At 48.3% G+C, this 17283-nt stretch carries 19 protein-coding genes; 16 read left to right on the forward strand and 3 right to left on the reverse strand.

Annotated elements, in window-relative coordinates; translation table 11 throughout:
- From H8K29_RS09260 to H8K29_RS09270, 3 genes are all read left to right on the forward strand, one after another.
- Positions 1-759, forward strand: coding sequence for a hypothetical protein (locus H8K29_RS09260; RefSeq protein WP_186897356.1), 759 nt, complete (start codon positions 1-3; stop codon positions 757-759).
- A gap of 143 nt (positions 760-902) precedes the next feature.
- Positions 903-2126: a hypothetical protein gene (locus H8K29_RS09265; RefSeq protein ID WP_186897357.1), complete on the forward strand. Its 1224-nt coding sequence runs from the start codon at positions 903-905 to the stop codon at positions 2124-2126.
- A 63-nt stretch (positions 2127-2189) separates the two neighbouring features.
- On the forward strand, positions 2190-2984 hold the full coding sequence (locus tag H8K29_RS09270) for a HEPN domain-containing protein (protein ID WP_186897358.1): 795 nt from the start codon (positions 2190-2192) through the stop codon (positions 2982-2984).
- 171 nt (positions 2985-3155) lie between these two features.
- Here H8K29_RS09270 and H8K29_RS09275 read toward each other — a convergent pair whose 3' ends face one another.
- The 3 genes from H8K29_RS09275 to H8K29_RS09285 all read right to left on the reverse strand — a co-directional run bounded on the left by H8K29_RS09275 (position 3156) and on the right by H8K29_RS09285 (position 6035).
- On the reverse strand, positions 3156-4316 hold the full coding sequence (locus tag H8K29_RS09275; RefSeq protein WP_186897359.1) for an iron-containing alcohol dehydrogenase: 1161 nt from the start codon (positions 4314-4316) through the stop codon (positions 3156-3158).
- Between the two features lie 63 nt (positions 4317-4379).
- On the reverse strand, positions 4380-5132 hold the full coding sequence (locus tag H8K29_RS09280) for an SAM-dependent methyltransferase (protein ID WP_186897360.1): 753 nt from the start codon (positions 5130-5132) through the stop codon (positions 4380-4382).
- A 285-nt stretch (positions 5133-5417) separates the two neighbouring features.
- Positions 5418-6035 (reverse strand): Maf family nucleotide pyrophosphatase, encoded by a 618-nt coding sequence (locus tag H8K29_RS09285; protein WP_255423318.1) that lies wholly within the window; start codon positions 6033-6035, stop codon positions 5418-5420.
- A gap of 187 nt (positions 6036-6222) precedes the next feature.
- Here H8K29_RS09285 and H8K29_RS09290 point away from each other — a divergent pair, with 187 nt between their 5' ends.
- The 13 genes from H8K29_RS09290 to H8K29_RS09350 all read left to right on the forward strand — a co-directional run bounded on the left by H8K29_RS09290 (position 6223) and on the right by H8K29_RS09350 (position 17211).
- The gene (locus H8K29_RS09290; protein WP_186885380.1) at positions 6223-6747 is read left to right on the forward strand and encodes a DUF177 domain-containing protein; all 525 of its coding nucleotides are present in this window, start codon (positions 6223-6225) and stop codon (positions 6745-6747) included.
- Between the two features lie 138 nt (positions 6748-6885).
- Complete coding sequence (gene rpmF, locus H8K29_RS09295; protein WP_162018712.1) at positions 6886-7068, forward strand: 50S ribosomal protein L32; 183 nt, start codon at positions 6886-6888, stop codon at positions 7066-7068.
- Positions 7069-7313: 245 nt separating this feature from the next.
- Positions 7314-8384 carry a phosphate acyltransferase PlsX gene (gene plsX, locus H8K29_RS09300; RefSeq protein WP_186885379.1) on the forward strand — a complete coding sequence of 357 codons (1071 nt, stop codon included), beginning with the start codon at positions 7314-7316 and terminating at the stop codon, positions 8382-8384.
- A gap of 4 nt (positions 8385-8388) precedes the next feature.
- A complete protein-coding gene (locus H8K29_RS09305) occupies positions 8389-9375 on the forward strand; it encodes a beta-ketoacyl-ACP synthase III (RefSeq protein ID WP_222611446.1) in 987 nt (328 codons plus the stop codon).
- Between the two features lie 33 nt (positions 9376-9408).
- Positions 9409-10341 carry an ACP S-malonyltransferase gene (fabD, locus tag H8K29_RS09310; RefSeq protein WP_186897362.1) on the forward strand — a complete coding sequence of 311 codons (933 nt, stop codon included), beginning with the start codon at positions 9409-9411 and terminating at the stop codon, positions 10339-10341.
- On the forward strand, positions 10338-11090 hold the full coding sequence (fabG, locus tag H8K29_RS09315) for a 3-oxoacyl-ACP reductase FabG (protein WP_186885377.1): 753 nt from the start codon (positions 10338-10340) through the stop codon (positions 11088-11090). Before fabD ends, fabG begins: the two co-directional genes overlap by 4 nt.
- Before the next feature lie 149 nt (positions 11091-11239).
- Entirely contained in the window at positions 11240-11479 is a 240-nt protein-coding gene (acpP, locus tag H8K29_RS09320) for an acyl carrier protein (protein ID WP_008449912.1), read from the forward strand.
- A gap of 35 nt (positions 11480-11514) precedes the next feature.
- Positions 11515-12756: a beta-ketoacyl-ACP synthase II gene (fabF, locus tag H8K29_RS09325; protein ID WP_186885376.1), complete on the forward strand. Its 1242-nt coding sequence runs from the start codon at positions 11515-11517 to the stop codon at positions 12754-12756.
- 61 nt (positions 12757-12817) lie between these two features.
- The gene (locus tag H8K29_RS09330) at positions 12818-13297 is read left to right on the forward strand and encodes a protein YgfX (protein ID WP_186897363.1); all 480 of its coding nucleotides are present in this window, start codon (positions 12818-12820) and stop codon (positions 13295-13297) included.
- A gap of 93 nt (positions 13298-13390) precedes the next feature.
- The gene (gene rpoE, locus H8K29_RS09335; protein ID WP_186885374.1) at positions 13391-13993 is read left to right on the forward strand and encodes an RNA polymerase sigma factor RpoE; all 603 of its coding nucleotides are present in this window, start codon (positions 13391-13393) and stop codon (positions 13991-13993) included.
- 48 nt (positions 13994-14041) lie between these two features.
- A complete protein-coding gene (locus tag H8K29_RS09340) occupies positions 14042-14710 on the forward strand; it encodes a sigma-E factor negative regulatory protein (RefSeq protein ID WP_186897364.1) in 669 nt (222 codons plus the stop codon).
- Positions 14711-14715: 5 nt separating this feature from the next.
- The gene (locus tag H8K29_RS09345; RefSeq protein ID WP_255423319.1) at positions 14716-15711 is read left to right on the forward strand and encodes a MucB/RseB C-terminal domain-containing protein; all 996 of its coding nucleotides are present in this window, start codon (positions 14716-14718) and stop codon (positions 15709-15711) included.
- A gap of 24 nt (positions 15712-15735) precedes the next feature.
- Entirely contained in the window at positions 15736-17211 is a 1476-nt protein-coding gene (locus tag H8K29_RS09350; RefSeq protein ID WP_186897365.1) for a DegQ family serine endoprotease, read from the forward strand.
- The last annotated feature ends 72 nt before the right edge of the window (positions 17212-17283 follow it).

Below are 17283 nucleotides of genomic sequence, written 5' to 3' on the forward strand. Positions count from 1 at the left end.
ATGAGCTTACCTGCATTAATTGAAGCGCAAAACCTGATCATGGCGGGCGATATCGCCGGCGCGGAATTCGCACTGGCAAATATCGCTGAAACCGAAGGCGACAAAGCGCTGGTCGCCGCGTTGGATGATTTTCCGGCCAAAGATTTGCTGGCGATCATCCGTGAATACGATGCGTCTAAAGAGTCGCTGGTGAATCTGCTGGTGACGCCTGAACAATTCGCGCAGGCGGTCGTGCTGGAACGCCGTTATGGCGATCAGACGCATGAACAATTGCGCGGCATGATCAACTCCGTCATCTTCCGCGAAGGTGCTGATCCGGCAGAATTTTTGTACGAAATCGCCGAAGTCGAAGGTGGCTACGATGCGCTGGTTGATTACCTGCTGGATCGTGCACCGATGGTCGAGCATTTTTATAAATATGCGACTTTCGATTTATACGAATATGGCGACGGCGCAAAAACCCAGGCGCAGGAAGACGATCTGATGAATCTGGATCGTGATACCGAAAGTCTGGCGTCGCCGCTCGATATGGCGAATCTGGAAGATCACGACTGGATGCAGGTTACCTATCTGTTGCGTTACGAATTGCCGGAAATTTTCCGCGAAGTGCTGATGAAGCTGCGCGCCCGCTATAAAGCGTATCTGGCGAGCCAGCAAAGCGATGAACTCGAAGGCGGCGAGAGCGAAGCAGAAGAAGATGAACGTCCTAAAAACAATGATGATGGCGATGACAAGGATGACGAAGAATCCGCCTTGTAATTTGCTGTCGGCATTCTGAATCAATGCAGAGCGCGGCGACCGTGTTCTGCATTTTTTGTTAGTTTCCCTAATTCCGGTAAGTTGCTTACGGAAATTGACGTAAAGAGCGAGTAAAAACCGAGTAAAAAGCGAGTGAAGATACGATGACAGCCTCTGTTTACGATATTGCCCTGATTGATAACCGGCCATTTTTTGAGTCTGCATTACGCTATGGCGTGCAAAAAGCCATCATTGCCAGCAGCAAAATTACGGCGATCGAAGCTGAAGCACCAAAAGGCATGGTGCAGATCGCGGAAGCGTTTGGCAGTAAATATCTGCGCCCCGAAATCGAATTGGCACGCAAACGCATCGTCAACCTGGCCAGCCTGTATCTGATCGAGACATCCAAAGGCGATCTGGAACTGGCGGCTAAACTGATACGCGACAATACTTTTCTGAGTCTCTCGCGTGGCGGCTCCGGCTTGTTGAAAGCTTTGTTTGCGATGCCGGAATATGCTTTGCTCGGTCGTGAAACCAAAGGCAAGGTCGAAGATTTTCTGGACGCCTGGTCGCTCAAAGAAAAGCCGCAGGAATACAGAAATGCGCTTGAACACCGTCAGTTAAACGCGCTGGAAATCGAGGCTGGATACTGGTTTGGCGAATGGCTGGGGCTGACGCCATCTTATCTGCAGGATGAAGATGTGGAAGCCGTGGGCGTCGTCCGCACCGCCTTGCTGGCACACATGTTTGGCGGCCCCGACGCCACGATCGAAAATCAGATTCAGTTTGCGACCTTGCTGGAATCGATACGCGCGATGACACCGGCGAAGCGAAATAAAGCGCTGGCATCAGCCGATTTATCAGAAGTGCCACCTCATTTTTTGCCGGTGGTGCAGCGTATCATCGACGAAATCAAACAACACGATCTACCCTTACTGCAAAACAAAACAACGCCACTGGCACAACTGGTGTTTGCGCTGAAAGAGCGTTATTACCTTGGCGATCATGAAATTGAAGATACCTCGGAATACGATGCGCTGGTATCGAAAGAATGGACGCGCCTGACCAAAGGCAAGACCGACGTTGATTCGCTGATGACCCTGTTTTTATGTATCTCAGCGGGCGTTCCGCCGAAAACCACACTGACAGAAAAAGCCGCAAAAACCATCATCAAACAATTCCGCAACGAAGGTTTTGATCATGCGCTGGCGACCGCCTGGATCAATGAATCCGCGCCGCATGAAAAACAGGAAGGCTTGCTGGAAGACTGGCATAATTTCGTCGAAGAAGCCAACCAATACTTGCTCGACGACTGGGATACCTACCTCACCGGTGCAATCCGTTTTCTGACGATGCATTGCCATATTCAGAAGGCGGGGACTAAATAAAACTGCCAGATACTTTTTGTTGTTTCATCGTTCACGATCAACCTCTTTGTTAAGGAATCATGTATGTCAAACGATGTTTCCGATGTCGCTAACGATTTTGTCTATACATTTAAGGTAGAAAAGGTGTTTTCACCTTTTCGTCAACTGACAGAGGAAATACAGACATCGATTGAGCAAAATATCGTGAATGTTATTTATGATTCATTCGTCATCCCTGCCGACGAAGATTATTTAATGGCGAGGTTGCTGGCTCAGAAAAATCTCCACAGAGGCTTCTTTTGGTCTGCATCGCAGGCTTTGGAGAAGTATCTCAAAGCCTATTTATTGATGCATGATTATGGGATTAAGAGATTAAGTAATGGACATTCGTTGGAGCCATTGTTCGATGCGGTAATTACTATTGATCCTGAAATTAAAAATATTTCACTTGCGATTCATAATGAAATAAAGATGGATGCACAGATATTAGCTCAAGTAAAAGTGTTCACAGTTGCTGAGTATCTTCGCGAACTATCAGTTTTTGGGGCAGCAGCCAACCGTTATAACGCCTCTGGAGTGATTTTTAATACGGGACACTTATTTGCTTTGGATGCCTTCGTTTACCACCTTAGGGAAAGAGTTGGCGTTCCAGTTATTAAAAATTCGTTCAAAGGTATCAGTAAGGATTTGCTTGATACGTTTTATGATAATAACTACCACTTTGCGCACAATTCGGTAACTCATTCAATCGTCCCAAGTTCTAAATTCTCTATCCACCACTCGCTAAACTCAACCTGGTTGGGCTATCTGAAGAAACATCGAGAACAATATGCTCCGTCAATTGCATTGCAATGGCTAGAGGAAAAAATGAAGATTTAGTTTGTGGCTTAAACGAAGCCGTTAAAAAATCGAAGGCGAGAATTAAATGGGGGGGGGCTTCGTGATAAGCGGCCATCGAGACAGCAGCGCGTGCTGATCCATTAAAGGCGAAATAACTGCAAATAAAAAAAGGGGCGACTTTGATAGTCGCCCCTTTTTTGTTTTAGTTGCTTACAAACTCAATTCCAACACCTGACGGCTGACGTCGAGCGTGACGTCGCGTTTTTCACCGATGGTGAGCATACGGTGGGTTTCCAGTGCGGCGATGACGGGTGAAATGTCGTCCACACCGAGGTGATAATCGCTGAGGCGGGTTTTGACGCCCATTTGCTCAAAGTAATCCTGCATGCGGCTGATGGCGGTGTCGATGCGGCTGTCTTCGCTGCCTTCACGCAGATCCCAGATGCGTTCAGCAAATTGCAGCAGCTTCGCGCGTTTGGCTTCTTTGCGTACGCGCAGCATGCTAGGCAACACGATAGCGAGTGTTTGTGCGTGATCGATGCCATGCAGGGCAGTCAGTTCATGACCGATCATGTGGGTCGCCCAGTCTTGCGGTACGCCGGTAGAAATCAGACCATTCAATGCCATCGTGGCGCACCACATCAGATTGGCGCGTACATCGTAATCCTCTGGATTGGCGAGGGCTTTCGGGCCTTCTTCGATCAGGGTTTTGAGCAGACCTTCGGCGAAGCGATCTTGCACTGGTGAATTGACCGGATAGGTCATGTACTGTTCCATCACATGGACGAACGCATCAACAGCACCATTGCCGATCTGGCGCGGTGGCAGAGTGTAGGTGGTGGTCGGGTCGAGTACCGAAAATTTCGGGAAGCAATGGCGGCTGCTGAAGGCGAGTTTGGCTTTGATTGATTGACGCGTGACGACGCCGCCATCATTCATTTCTGAGCCAGTTGCGGGTAAGGTCAGGATGCTGCCGAAGGGCAGGGCTTTGGTCACGTTGCGACCGTGTTTTTCCATAATCGCCCACGGGTCGCCGCCTTCAAACAGCGCTGCGGCTGCGATGAATTTAGTGCCATCAATGACCGAGCCGCCGCCGACCGCCAGCAGAAAGTCAATATTGCCTTGCTTGATGATGTCGACTGCTTTCATCAGCGTTTCATAACTTGGGTTGGGCTCGATGCCTGCGAATTCGGTTACGCTGAGATTGCCGAGTGCGGCGATGACCTGATCGAACACACCGTTTTGCTTGATGCTGCCGCCGCCATACAGCAGCAATACTTTGGCATCTGCCGGAATGGCTTGATGGATGTCGGCAATGCGGCCTTTACCGAACAGGATGTGAGTCGGATTGTAGAAATCGAAATTCAACATGGGCGTCTCCTTGAGAAAGTCTTATCTTAGCGTAAATTCAAAAAATAGATCGGTCGTTCGCAATTAGCTGGCGAGGAACAGGAATACGGTTGGTTTTTTATGGAAATCAGGGGCTTGACCAGCGGAAAGTCGCTTCTTCCATTCTGCTGCGGTGCGCGTCTGTATGGATTCGGTTGGCAATGTCAGATCGGTGGCGACGCAAATCAGGCTCTGTACCTGACACTGGTTTGCCAGGGCTTCCAGCATGGCGGCATTGCGATACGGCGTTTCTATCAGCAATTGCGTTTGCTTTTCTTTGCGCGAACGGTCTTCCAGTTCTTTGATGCGTTTTGCGCGTAATGCGGCATCGGTAGGCAGGTAGCCGTGAAAGGCAAAACTCTGACCATTCAAGCCGCTACCCATCAGAGCCAGCAGCAGGGATGACGGCCCGACCAGCGGCCTGACCGTGATATTGCGCTGGTGCGCCAGCCGTACCAGATTGGCACCGGGATCAGCGACGGCGGGAACGCCAGCCTCAGAAATCAGACCGACATCATGTCCTTGCAGCAGCGGTTGCAGCAAGCCTTCGAGCGCCTGCGCCGGGGTATTGACGTTGAGTTCGCTGATCTGAATATCCTGCATCGCCAGCTTTAAGGGATGATGCTGACCGAGAAATTTCAGATAGGCGCGGGTGGTTTTTGCATTCTCTGCAACGAAATAACTGAGTTGCGCGGACATGGATTGCACGGTATCGGGAATGATTTTCGCCAGCAAACCGTCTTGTTGCCCTTCGTTGTAGCCCAGCGTGTTAGGAATGAGGAATAGTGTGCCTGTCATGGGGAAGTCTTTTAATAGAGCTAAAAAATAAAGCTGAAAATAAATTGATATGATTTTTTTATGCCAACACAAAACTGTCGCAGCAACGATATGGTTCTTGTTTGTAGCGTTCTGCCGTCGCCGTACTTTACTGAAATATACTTACTGACGTCATATTTGTGCTTATAAATACTGGGGGGGGTATATTTTTACGCCCTTGTTTTACGCTGACAATAAGGCGAAAAAGGCAGATACTCCCCCAATTTTGCTAAAAACAGAGCATTTTTCTGAGTCGTCAGCGATTTATCAGCGATAAAACTGAACGCCAGCGTTGCGCAGCATGTCGGTCAGCGCAATCAACGGTAATCCGGTTAATGCGGTCGGGTCGTCGCTTTGTATTGACGCCAGAATGCTGATGCCGAGCGCCTCGTTTTTCGCGCTGCCCGCGCAATCGTAGGGCTGCTCTATGCGCAGATAGGCATCGAGTTCTGCATCCGGCAAATCGCGGAAGCGGACGATGGTTTGCACGTCGCGCAATTGCACGGCGGGTTGCGCGCCGGGGCGGGTATCCAACAGGCATAATGCGGTATGGAAAATGACTTCTTTGCCGCGCATGAGTTGCAATTGCTTTAATGCGCTGGCATGATCGCCGGGTTTGCCGATGTGGATATCATTCAGTGTCGCGACCTGGTCTGAACCGATAATGAGCGCATTTTCTGCGGGATCTGCAGCAGACGATGCTAACTGTCCGGCGATGGCTTCCGCTTTTTGTTGCGCCAGCCGTAAGGCGGTGGCGTCCGGTGTTTCGCCATGGTGCGCGGTTTCATCGATATCCGGCACCAGTGAATCGAATGGGATTTGCAGCCGGGATAATAATTCGCGGCGATAGACCGAGCTGGAGGCAAGAATCAGGCGTGGATTCATCAGGCTTGCGTTGTGCTGTGAGTGCGGTGAGTCAGACTGGTGCTTGATCATATTCAGGGAATTCAGCGGGAAATAGCAGGTGTAAGAGCCGGTGTAAGTCGTTTTGGCTTAAAAAATGCCTGTAAGCCTTTGACTAACAAGGCCGAGTGCTGTTATTATCGCAGGTTTTCTGGGTTCAAATAATCCTATGCAAGCTTTTGTGATTGACGCTTTCGCGTATTGTCGGCTCGAAGAGCAGCGTTCGGGAAGCATTTTAGTCGCAGATTTACCCCGGCTTTCAGGCGAGAGTGCAAACACCGATGGTGCATTGAACTGGTCTTTGTCTGGCGGTAAAGATGCACTGGGTCATCCACGGCTGGTGTTGAGTGTGACTGGTAGCGTGAATCTGATGTGCCAGCGCTGCCTGACACCATTTGCATATGAAATTGACTCTGAATCTGTATTGATACTCGCCAAAAACGAAGAAAATGCCGATGAAATTGACGCATTGCTTGATGATGACGAGGTCGATGTTGTAGTAGGCAGCAAAGCATTTGATGTCAATGATTTGATCGAAGATGAAGCGCTGCTCGCAATACCCCAATCGCCCAAACATGCAGTATGCCCGGATGTATCGTTGGCTTCAGCAAATACTACTGCAGCGATTGAAGCAGAAGTCAGTAAAAAAGAATCACCTTTTGCTGTGTTGAAGAAAATTAATGGGCGTACCTAGTGGCATTATTCTGAAAAAACACTCAGGTCGAAGTATTGTTAGGGATTCTTGGTTGGCGATGTTCGCATTGCGATGTGCGCATTCTTTAGCCAGGTGTGTAAATTTTTAGAAACATTTTTTGAAGTATTAGGAGTTATCATGGCAGTTCAGCAAAATAAAAAGTCCCCATCCAAGCGTGGCATGCACCGTTCCCACGATTTCCTGACTGCACCACAGTTAGGTATCGAGCCAACAACTGGTGAGACACATCTGCGTCACCACATCAGCCCTAACGGCTTTTACCGTGGTCGTAAAGTATTGAAAACTAAGAACGACGAGTAATCTCTGTTCTTGTTAAAGGAAGCGGCGTGACGAGTCTCGTACTTGGCGCCGCTTTTTTTATGCCTGTTTTTCCCGAATTCTGGTGTTCAGATTTGTCTGTGCCCTGATTTTATAAACACGTTTCTGGATCCAGACTGATTTTCTCTGTTTTTTCTTTTTTCATTTCTGTGTGGAAATGGAATTGACGGAAATTGCCTCTCCGTTTGGTACACTAGTCGTTTCGGATCGAAGTTTAGTAACACTACATGACAATAAAAATTTCCATAGACTGCATGGGTGGCGATCACGGCCCGTCAGTTACAGTGGCGGCGGCGGTTGCTTTCGCTCATCGCGAGCCTGATGTTGAATTTCTGCTGGTCGGGCTTGAATCCGTTATCCAGGCTGAACTTAAAAAGAATCATGCCGAACATCATCCACGCATGAAAATAATCCACGCTACCGAAGTGGTGGAAATGGACGATCCTATCGAGATTGCACTGCGCCGGAAAAAAGATTCTTCGATGCGCGTTGCCGTCACTCAGGTAAAAGATGGACATGCGCAAGCCTGCGTCTCAGCTGGCAACACAGGTGCTTTGATGGCGGTATCGCGTTACGTCCTGAAGACCATGCAAAGTGTGGATCGCCCTGCGATCAGCGGCATGCTGCCAAATCAAAAAAATCTGCCAACTTACATGCTGGATCTCGGTGCGAACGTTGATTGTGAACCTTTGCATTTGCATCAGTTTGCGATTATGGGGTCGGCGCTGGTATCGGCGCTGGAAGGCAAGGAAAGACCGAGTATTGGTCTGCTAAACGTCGGTGAAGAGGATATTAAGGGTAACGATGTCGTTAAAAAAACCGCGCAGTTGCTGCGGGCTGATCACGAACGTGGGTTGTTGAATTTTTATGGCAACGTTGAGGGTAATGATATATTTAAAGGCACCACCGACATCGTGGTGTGCGACGGTTTCGTCGGTAACGTGACCTTGAAAGCAGCCGAGGGCATGGGGCGTTTTGTAAAGACGACCCTGACTGGCGCATTTAAGAGTAATCCATTGAATATGTTGGGTGCGCTGATTGCGCGCGGTGCTTTAAAGTCGATTTCGCAGACGATGAACCCTTCCAACTACAATGGCGGTTGTTTACTTGGTTTGCGCGGTCTGGTTTTTAAAAGCCACGGCAGTGCAGATAAATATAGCTATGAGTGGGCAATACAGCGCGCATTTGATGCGGCAAAAAATGATGTCCTGACTCGTATTTCTAATTCGATGGCGAAACTCATGCCAGTGGCAGACCTGGCTTCGCCTGAAGATAATAATGACCTGATGGCAAAATAAGCGCATGACAATTTTTAGCAAAATCATAGGTACTGGCAGCTATCTGCCAGCAAAAAAAGTCAGTAACCAGGAGTTGGCTGATCAGTTGGCAAAAAAAGGGATAGAAACCTCCGACGAGTGGATTGTCTCTCGCAGTGGCATTTCATCGCGCCATTATGCGGACGAAGGAGAGAAGTCCAGCGATATGGGTGTCGAGGCCGCGAAAAAAGCGCTGGAAGCAGCGAAGCTGACGCCTGATGACATTGATTTGATTATTCTGGCGACGTCCACTCCGGATTTTATTGGTGGATTTCCGAGTACAGCCTGCGTGGTGCAGAATAAATTGGGCTTGACCAATGGTGCGCCTGCGATGGATGTGCAGGCCGTTTGCAGCGGCTTCATGTACGGCATGTCTATCGCTGACAGCATGATTAAATCCGGCGCGCATAAAAATGTACTGGTGATCGGTGCTGAAGTGTTTTCCCGTATTCTGAATTTTGATGATCGCACCACTTGCGTGTTGTTTGGAGATGGCGCCGGTGCGGTGGTAATGAGTGCGTCGAATGAGCCCGGGGTGCTGGCGACCAAGTTGCATGCCGATGGCGGATACGCAGACATCTTGTCTGTGCCAGGTACTGTACAGGATGGCGCCATTGCAGGAAGTGGTTATTTGCAGATGGATGGTCAGGCAGTCTTTAAACTGGCGGTATCTGTGTTGGAAAAAGTGGCGAATGAGGCATTGGCGCAGGCTGGCTTGAACGCGGAGGATATTGACTGGCTGATTCCTCATCAGGCAAATCTGCGCATCATGCACAGTACCGCAAAGAAAATGCGTTTGCCTTTAGAGAAGTTGGTCGTGACGGTTGATCAGCATGGCAATACGTCGGCGGCGTCAATTCCTCTGGCACTGGATCAGGCTGTGCGCGATGGCAGGGTGCAGCCCGGTCATAAAATATTGTTAGAAGGCGTTGGTGGCGGATTTACCTGGGGTGCCGCCATTGTGCAGATGTAGTAATCAACATAACCAAAGAGAGACATAGATAATATGACCCAATTTGCATTTGTATTTCCCGGGCAGGGTTCGCAAGCGATCGGCATGCTGAATGGCTTTGCTGATAATCCTGTGGTTCAGCAAACGATCGCTGAGGCATCTGATGCCTTGCAGCTTGATCTGGGAAAACTGATTTCCGAAGGGCCGAAGGAAGCGCTCGATTTAACGACGAACACACAGCCGGTGATGTTAACTGCAGCGGTTGCCTGTTACCGCGCATGGATTGCCGCTGGTGGTGCTGCACCTAAATTGGTGGCGGGCCATAGCCTCGGTGAATATTCCGCATTAGTGGCTGCCGGAGTGATTGCGTTTAAAGATGCGGTTCCTCTGGTACGCTTTCGTGCGCAGGCAATGCAGGATGCCGTGCCTGTTGGTCAAGGCGGGATGGCGGCAATTCTTGGCTTGAGCGATGAGGATGTCATTGCTGCGTGTAACGAAGCGGCCGAGGGTGAGGTTGTTGAAGCCGTCAATTTCAATGCGCCTGCGCAAGTGGTGATTGCAGGTAGTAAGGCGGCTGTTGAGCGCGCCTGCGAAATTGCCAAAGCAAAAGGCGCCAAGCGCGCTCTGACGCTGCCAGTTTCCGCACCATTTCACTCGTCCTTGCTCAAACCGGCATCTGACAAGCTGCGTGAATATATGGCTGGGATCGCGTTTTCGGCACCAGCGATTCCATTGATTAATAACGTTGACGTCGCGATCGTGACAGATCCTGCGCTGATCAAAGATGCTTTGGTTCGTCAGGCGGCGAGTCCGGTTCGTTGGGTTGAAACCATTCAGGCGGTACATGCAAGTGGTATACGCAACGTTATTGAATGCGGTCCTGGCAAGGTATTGGCTGGTTTGACTAAGCGTATTAATGCAGAACTGATCGGTGAAGCAATTTACGATCAGGTAACTCTGGAAAAAGTATTGGAATCTTTAAAATGACCCGACAATTAGAAAATCAAGTCGCTTTAGTGACCGGCGCATCGCGCGGTATTGGTAAGGCAATTGCTATTGCATTGGCACAGGCTGGTGCAAAGGTGATCGGTACTGCAACGACTGAAGCAGGTGCTGAGGCGATTTCTGCCTATCTTGCCGATGTTGCCCCTGGTGCAGGCAAGGGCGTTGCATTCAACGTGAATGATGTTGAGCGCTGTACGTCATTGGTGGATGAAATCCAGAAGGAATACGGCAGTCTGTCAATTCTCGTTAATAATGCGGGAATTACTCAGGATCAGCTGGCAATGCGCATGAAAGAAGAGGATTGGGATAACGTCATCACCACCAATCTGAATTCAGTGGCCCGTTTATCCCGTGCAGTATTGCGCGGCATGATGAAGGCAAAACATGGCCGCATCATCAATATCACGTCTGTGGTTGGTTCATCCGGTAATCCGGGGCAAATGAACTATGCTGCGGCTAAGGCAGGTGTGGCTGGCATGAGTCGTGCATTGGCGCGTGAGATCGGTAGCCGCAACATTACAGTTAACTGTATTGCTCCCGGATTTATCGATACGGATATGACAAAGGCGCTGACGGATGAGCAAAAGGCGGCAATTTTGGTGCAAATCCCGATGGCGAAACTTGGCCGTCCAGAAGATATTGCGGCAGCAACGGTCTTTTTGGCGTCGCCAGATGCAGGTTATATTACCGGTACGACCCTTCATGTTAATGGTGGGATGTACCTGGCATAATTTATTTAACGATAGTTGGTGGTAATTTCTGCGAAAATAACAGGAGTTATTGCTAAAATCGTCAGGCTTGCTTTTTTTGCGTACAAACCTGCTAAAATGCGCGCACTTTCTGTAAGCCCTTATTTTTGATTTTTTCACTGGAGATACACATGTCCGATATCGAACAACGCGTTAAGAAAATCGTCGCTGAACAACTGGGCGTCGCTGAAGCTGACATCAAAATTGAATCCTCTTTCGTTGATGATCTGGGTGCTGATTCCCTTGATACCGTTGAACTGGTGATGGCACTCGAAGACGAATTCGAAATGGAAATCCCTGACGAACAAGCTGAAAAAATCACAACTGTGCAACAAGCGATTGATTACGCTACTGCACACGTTAAGGCGTAATTCGGTTACCACGTTTTTAAATCCAGGAGAAGCGCTTGAGTCGTACGCTTAAACGTCGTGTCGTTGTAACCGGACTTGGATGTATCTCGCCCATTGGCAATTCAATTGCTACCGCGTGGGATGCTGCAAAAGCTGGCAAATCTGGTATCGCTACGATTACCAAATTTGATGCAACTCCCTTTTCCACGCATTTCGCTGGAGAAGTGAAGGACTTCAATGTCGAGGATTACATTCCGGCAAAAGAAGCTCGTAACATGGACACTTTCATCCATTTCGGCATTGCCGCGGGGATGCAGGCGTTTCAGGACAGTGGAATGGTTGTTACCGAAGAGAATGCCGAGCGCATCGGTGTTATCGTCGGTTCCGGTATCGGTGGCTTGCCGCTGATCGAAGCAACGAAAGAAACCTTGATTGAACGTGGTCCACGCCGCATTAGCCCATTTTTCGTGCCAGCGTCTATCATCAACATGATTTCGGGTAATTTATCGATCAAATATGGCTTGAAAGGGCCAAATCTGGCGATAGTTACAGCATGCACGACCGGCCTGCATTGTATAGGTCAGGCTGCACGCATGATTGAATACGGTGATGCAGACGCGATGATCGCCGGTGGTGCAGAGTCAACGATTTCTCCGTTAGGTTTGGGGGGCTTTGCGTCAGCCCGGGCGCTTTCTTCCCGTAATGATGATCCGGCGACTGCCTCTCGTCCTTGGGACAAAGACCGTGATGGCTTTGTACTTGGCGAAGGTGCTGGCGTCATGATGCTGGAAGAATATGAACATGCGAAAGCGCGTGGTGCAAAAATTTATGCTGAAGTGATCGGCTTCGGTATGAGTGGTGACGCATATCACATTACTTCGCCTAGCATGGATGGTCCACGTCGCAGTATGATTAACGCAATGAAAAATGCGGGTATTAATGCTGATCAGATTGATTATCTGAATGCACATGGAACGTCGACGCCGTTGGGTGATAAGAATGAGACTGACGCGATTAAGGCAACATTTGCGGACCATGCATATAAATTGACGGTGAATTCCACTAAATCCATGACGGGGCATTTGCTCGGTGGTGCAGGCGGGATAGAATCTGTATTTACGGTATTGGCACTGCATAATCAGGTGTCACCACCGACAATTAATATTTTTAATCAAGATCCTGAGTGTGATCTCGACTATTGTGCAAACGTAGCCAGAGACATGAAAATTGACTATGCGATGAAGAATTCGTTTGGTTTTGGCGGTACAAACGGAACTTTGATTTTCGCAAAAATATAATTCATCAGTACATTAGAAAAAGGCACTTTGTTTCTTTGAAATGAAGTGCCTTTTTGTTTATATGACGATATCCGTTCGGGTCACCATTAAACCATCGAGGCTGCTGCACTATCTGCTCTGCCTGATGGTTGTACTCGCAAACATAGGCTGGTGTTTATTCCTATTAAATAGACAATTACCATCTATTTCATTTTTAATCGCGGTAGCTGGTTTTGCAATCGTGAGTATTCTGTCGCTGATGATGAGTTCAAGAAGGCCGGTCTATGATCTTAGTGTGTTTAAGAGTGGTGATATTTTTCTTCAGATGACAGGGCAGATTGGTTCATCGACGGCAGTTAAGTTGCATCGCAGTAGCGTCATTTGGCAGTATGTGATGGCTTTACGTTTTGCTTCCGATGATGGAAAAATTCACCGTATTCTTATCCTGCCAGATTCAGTTAGCCTGACAGCGTTTCATCGATTGCGGGTGACTCTGTTATGGATACTGATACATCACGATAAAGTGGCCGCAACGAATACGAAGGGGGCAGGGAACTTTTAACCCGGATACCCACTCATACTTGCAGACATTGATGCTGAATGCAGTTGTGCACATTAAACTAAAAATAAGATTAATCAAAAACGGGATGATTGAGTGACGACAGAGCGCGAGATAGACCAGATATTGGTTGAGCGCGTGCAGCGTGGAGATAAAAAGGCATTTGAGCTTCTGGTTTCCAAATACCAACGGAAACTAATGCGGCTCGTGTCTCGTCTCATCTATGATCAGGCTGAGGCAGAGGATGTGGTGCAGGAGGCATTTATAAAAGCCTATCGGGCTTTACCTAATTTTCGTGGTGATTCAGCTTTTTATACGTGGCTTTACCGGATAGGCATCAACACTGCAAAAAACTATCTGGTCACACAGGGACGCAGGGCGCCGACATCAACCGATGCTGATGTCGATGAGGCTGAAACTTTTGTTGATGCAGATGGACTAAGGGATATCAATACGCCTGAATCTTTATTGGCAAGTAAGCAGATTGCGGAGACTGTCAATGCAGCGATGTCTTCTTTGCCTGAAGAGTTAAGGAATGCAATCACTCTAAGAGAGATTGAGGGCTTGAGTTACGATGAAATTGCCGACGTCATGTTGTGCCCGATTGGTACTGTACGCAGCAGAATATTTCGTGCCCGCGAGGCGATTGCGGAACGATTGAGACCGATTTTAGGAACGAATCTGGATCAGCGTTGGTAGTTGATGTCAGATAATGAATTGAACAGGCATGATTTTTGTAGAAATATGATGACCGAAACCAGGAAAAACGAAAACATATCAGCGTTGCTTGATGGCGAGATAGACGATGTCACGCTGGATGCCATACTTACAGATATGGATTCGACTGAAAGCAAAGATGTTTGGGGGCTCTATCATCACATAGGTGATGTGTTGCGCTCAGACGATCTTGCCACGCCTTTAAGCGCAGATTTTAATCAGCGTTTTGCAGCACGCTTTGCCAGCGAACCAGCTATTTTGATGCCAAAGATGCACGTGAAGAATGAGTCGAAAGAGTCGGATAAGCCGCAATATCTTCGCTCATATCTGTCCGTTGCAACTGCTGCAGTCGCTGCTTTGTTTGCGTTCGTATTTGTGCCGCAGTTGCTGCAGTTAAATCAAAATCAGGTGCAGACCGTACAGGTATCTGAAATTGTCTCACCAAAATCAGCAAACAAACTGCAACTGGCGTCAGCGCCGGTGACGCCTGATTTGTCGACGAAGGAGCTTGCACAAGTTGAGCCGGCAGTGGAATCCTCTAAACAGGTAAATGAGCGTCAGACTGCACCAGTCGAAATGCTGCGCGATCCCAGAATTGATAGCTATCTGATTGCTCATCAAAAATTTTCCCCGGCAATTAGTGCTGGTACGCAGTATGTTACCCGGGCGAATGCAGTTTCTGGCCCAGCGGAGAAGTAAGGATTATGTTGTTTTATCGTTTCCGATGGCCAGTTCTGCTGATGGGTTTGTGCGTTATCGGTCGCTCAGTTTATGCGGCAGATGATCAGAAGGCAGCGCAGGAAGTATTAAAGAGAATTCAGACATCAGCACAAAATCTGAATTATTCGGGTACGTTTGTTTATCAGCAAGCCAGTCAGATCAGAACTTCTAAAATCACGCATTTTGTAGATCAGCATGGCGAGTTGGAGAAACTTGAAATTCTGGATGGCAAACCGCGTGAATATATTCGCAAAGGTGACGAGGTATCTTGCTATCTTCCTGAAAGTAAAACGATACAGATCGAAAAAAATGTGACGCAAGAAGTTTTTCCCGCCTTACTGACTCAGAATGCATCGTCACTGCCAGACAATTACACCATAAAAAAAGCCGACCTGAATCGTGTTGCCGGACTCACATGTCAGACCTATTTGTTGCAGCCGAAAGATGCTTATCGTTACGGCTATCGTCTTTGTGCGGAAAAACAATCCGGATTGCTCTTACGTGCACAGACAGTGAATGCAAAGAATGACGTCATCGAGCAGATTGCTTTTACAGAGTTGAAGCTGAACGATATTGATAAAAATAAATTGAAACCCAGTTTTCAAAATATCTCGCGCTGGCATATTGAAAACTTAACGGTGCAATCCAATATCAACTCCGGCTGGATAGTCAGATCACTGCCAGCCGGGTTTCGTAAAACCAAGGAAATGAAGCGGGTGATCCCAGCGCCTCCGGCATCGGCAGGGGGTAAATCCGGCGCCTCGCACCAGGTCATACAAATGATATTTTCTGATGGTCTGGCCGCTATTTCCGTGTTTATAGAGCCCGATAGTGAAAGCCGTACTGAAGGTAGTTTGCAGCAAGGCGCAATGACTATTATGGGAAAACGACAAGGGGCTTATTGGCTGACTGTCGTTGGTGAAGTTCCTGTAACAGCGATTCAGCAAGTGATGAACTCAATTGAGTTTAAAACCAAGTAACAATCTAAGTAAGTGAGTGACCCCATGAAAACAAAAAAACTTTTTCCTTTAGAAAAATTGATTTCCACTATAGCGATCAGTGCTTGCGTGGGTTTTGTGGCGCCCTTAGCGGTGAATGCTATACCTGTCGCCCAGGCAGCGTCCGCAGTCACAGGTTTGCCTGATTTTACTGAGTTAGTCGAAAAGACCGGACCAGCCGTTGTCAACATCCGTACGACTGAAAAAATGCAACAGGCTCAGGGGATGAACGGAATGGAAGACGAGCAGATGCAGGAATTCTTCCGCCGCTTCTTCGGAATGCCGATTCCTAAGCAGGCTCCGGTGCCGAAAGGACGCAAACAGGCGCCGCAACAAGAAGAGGAGGTTCCTCGTGGCGTTGGCTCAGGTTTCATCATTTCACAGGACGGTTATGTGCTGACCAATGCACACGTGATTGATGGTGCGACAGATGTCTACGTTAAACTAACAGATAAGCGTGAATTCAAAGCGAAAGTCATTGGCAGTGATAAACGCACAGACGTCGCAGTATTAAAAATTGAAGGCACGAAATTACCGAAATTGACGATAGGTGATTCAGATAAAATCAAGGCCGGCGAATGGGTGATTGCGATTGGCTCGCCATTTGATCTGGACAATACCGTGACTGCGGGAATTATTTCTGCCAAGGCGCGTGATACTGGCGACTATCTGCCATTAATTCAGACCGATGTTGCGGTGAATCCCGGAAATTCAGGCGGCCCGTTGATTAATATGCGCGGCGAGGTTGTCGGTATCAATTCACAGATTTACAGTCGTTCCGGCGGTTATATGGGCATCTCGTTTGCGATTCCGATTGATGAAGCAATGCGTGTTGCTGATCAATTGAAAGGCACTGGCAAGGTAACGCGAGGCCGTATTGGTGTGCAGATTGGCGAAGTCTCTAAAGATGTGGCCGATTCCATTGGCTTGCAAAAGGCGCAGGGCGCACTCGTTGTCAGAATTGAAGCTGGTACTCCGGCAGAAAAAGCCGGGTTGCAGGACGGTGATGTGATCCTTAAGTTCAATGGACAATCGGTTGAAAAATCAACTGATCTGCCACGGATTGTCGGTGCGACGAAACCGGGCTCGAAAGCAACGATGACCGTCTGGAGAAAAGGCGCTATTCGTGAAATGACGATTACTGTTGCCGAAATGGAGCAGGACAAAGTTGCTCAGAAATCCGAGAAAAAAGCGAAAAAAGAGCAAACTAATTTCCTCGGACTTGCCGTTGGTGATTTGAGCGATGCACAGAAAAAAGAATTGCCAGCAGGGGGTGTTGTGATTGAGTCTGCTGATGGCGCAGCCGCTGCAGCTGGCTTGCTGCAAGGCGATATTATCCTGACCTTAAATAATGTTGATGTGAAAGATGCGAAGCAATTCACCAGCATGGTTGCAAAACTGGATAGTAAAAAAACAGCGGTTGTTCTGGTTCGTCGTGAAAATATCTCTCAATTTATTCCGATTAAACCGCAAGCCAAATAAATTCAGCCTGCTAAATCCGGCATATAAAAAAGCTGCTCCTAAAAATGGGCAGCTTTTTTTATAAATATTGCT

The sequence above is a fragment of the Undibacterium sp. CY21W genome (assembly GCF_014284265.1).
Taxonomy (GTDB): Bacteria; Pseudomonadota; Gammaproteobacteria; order Burkholderiales; family Burkholderiaceae_D; genus Undibacterium; species Undibacterium aquatile.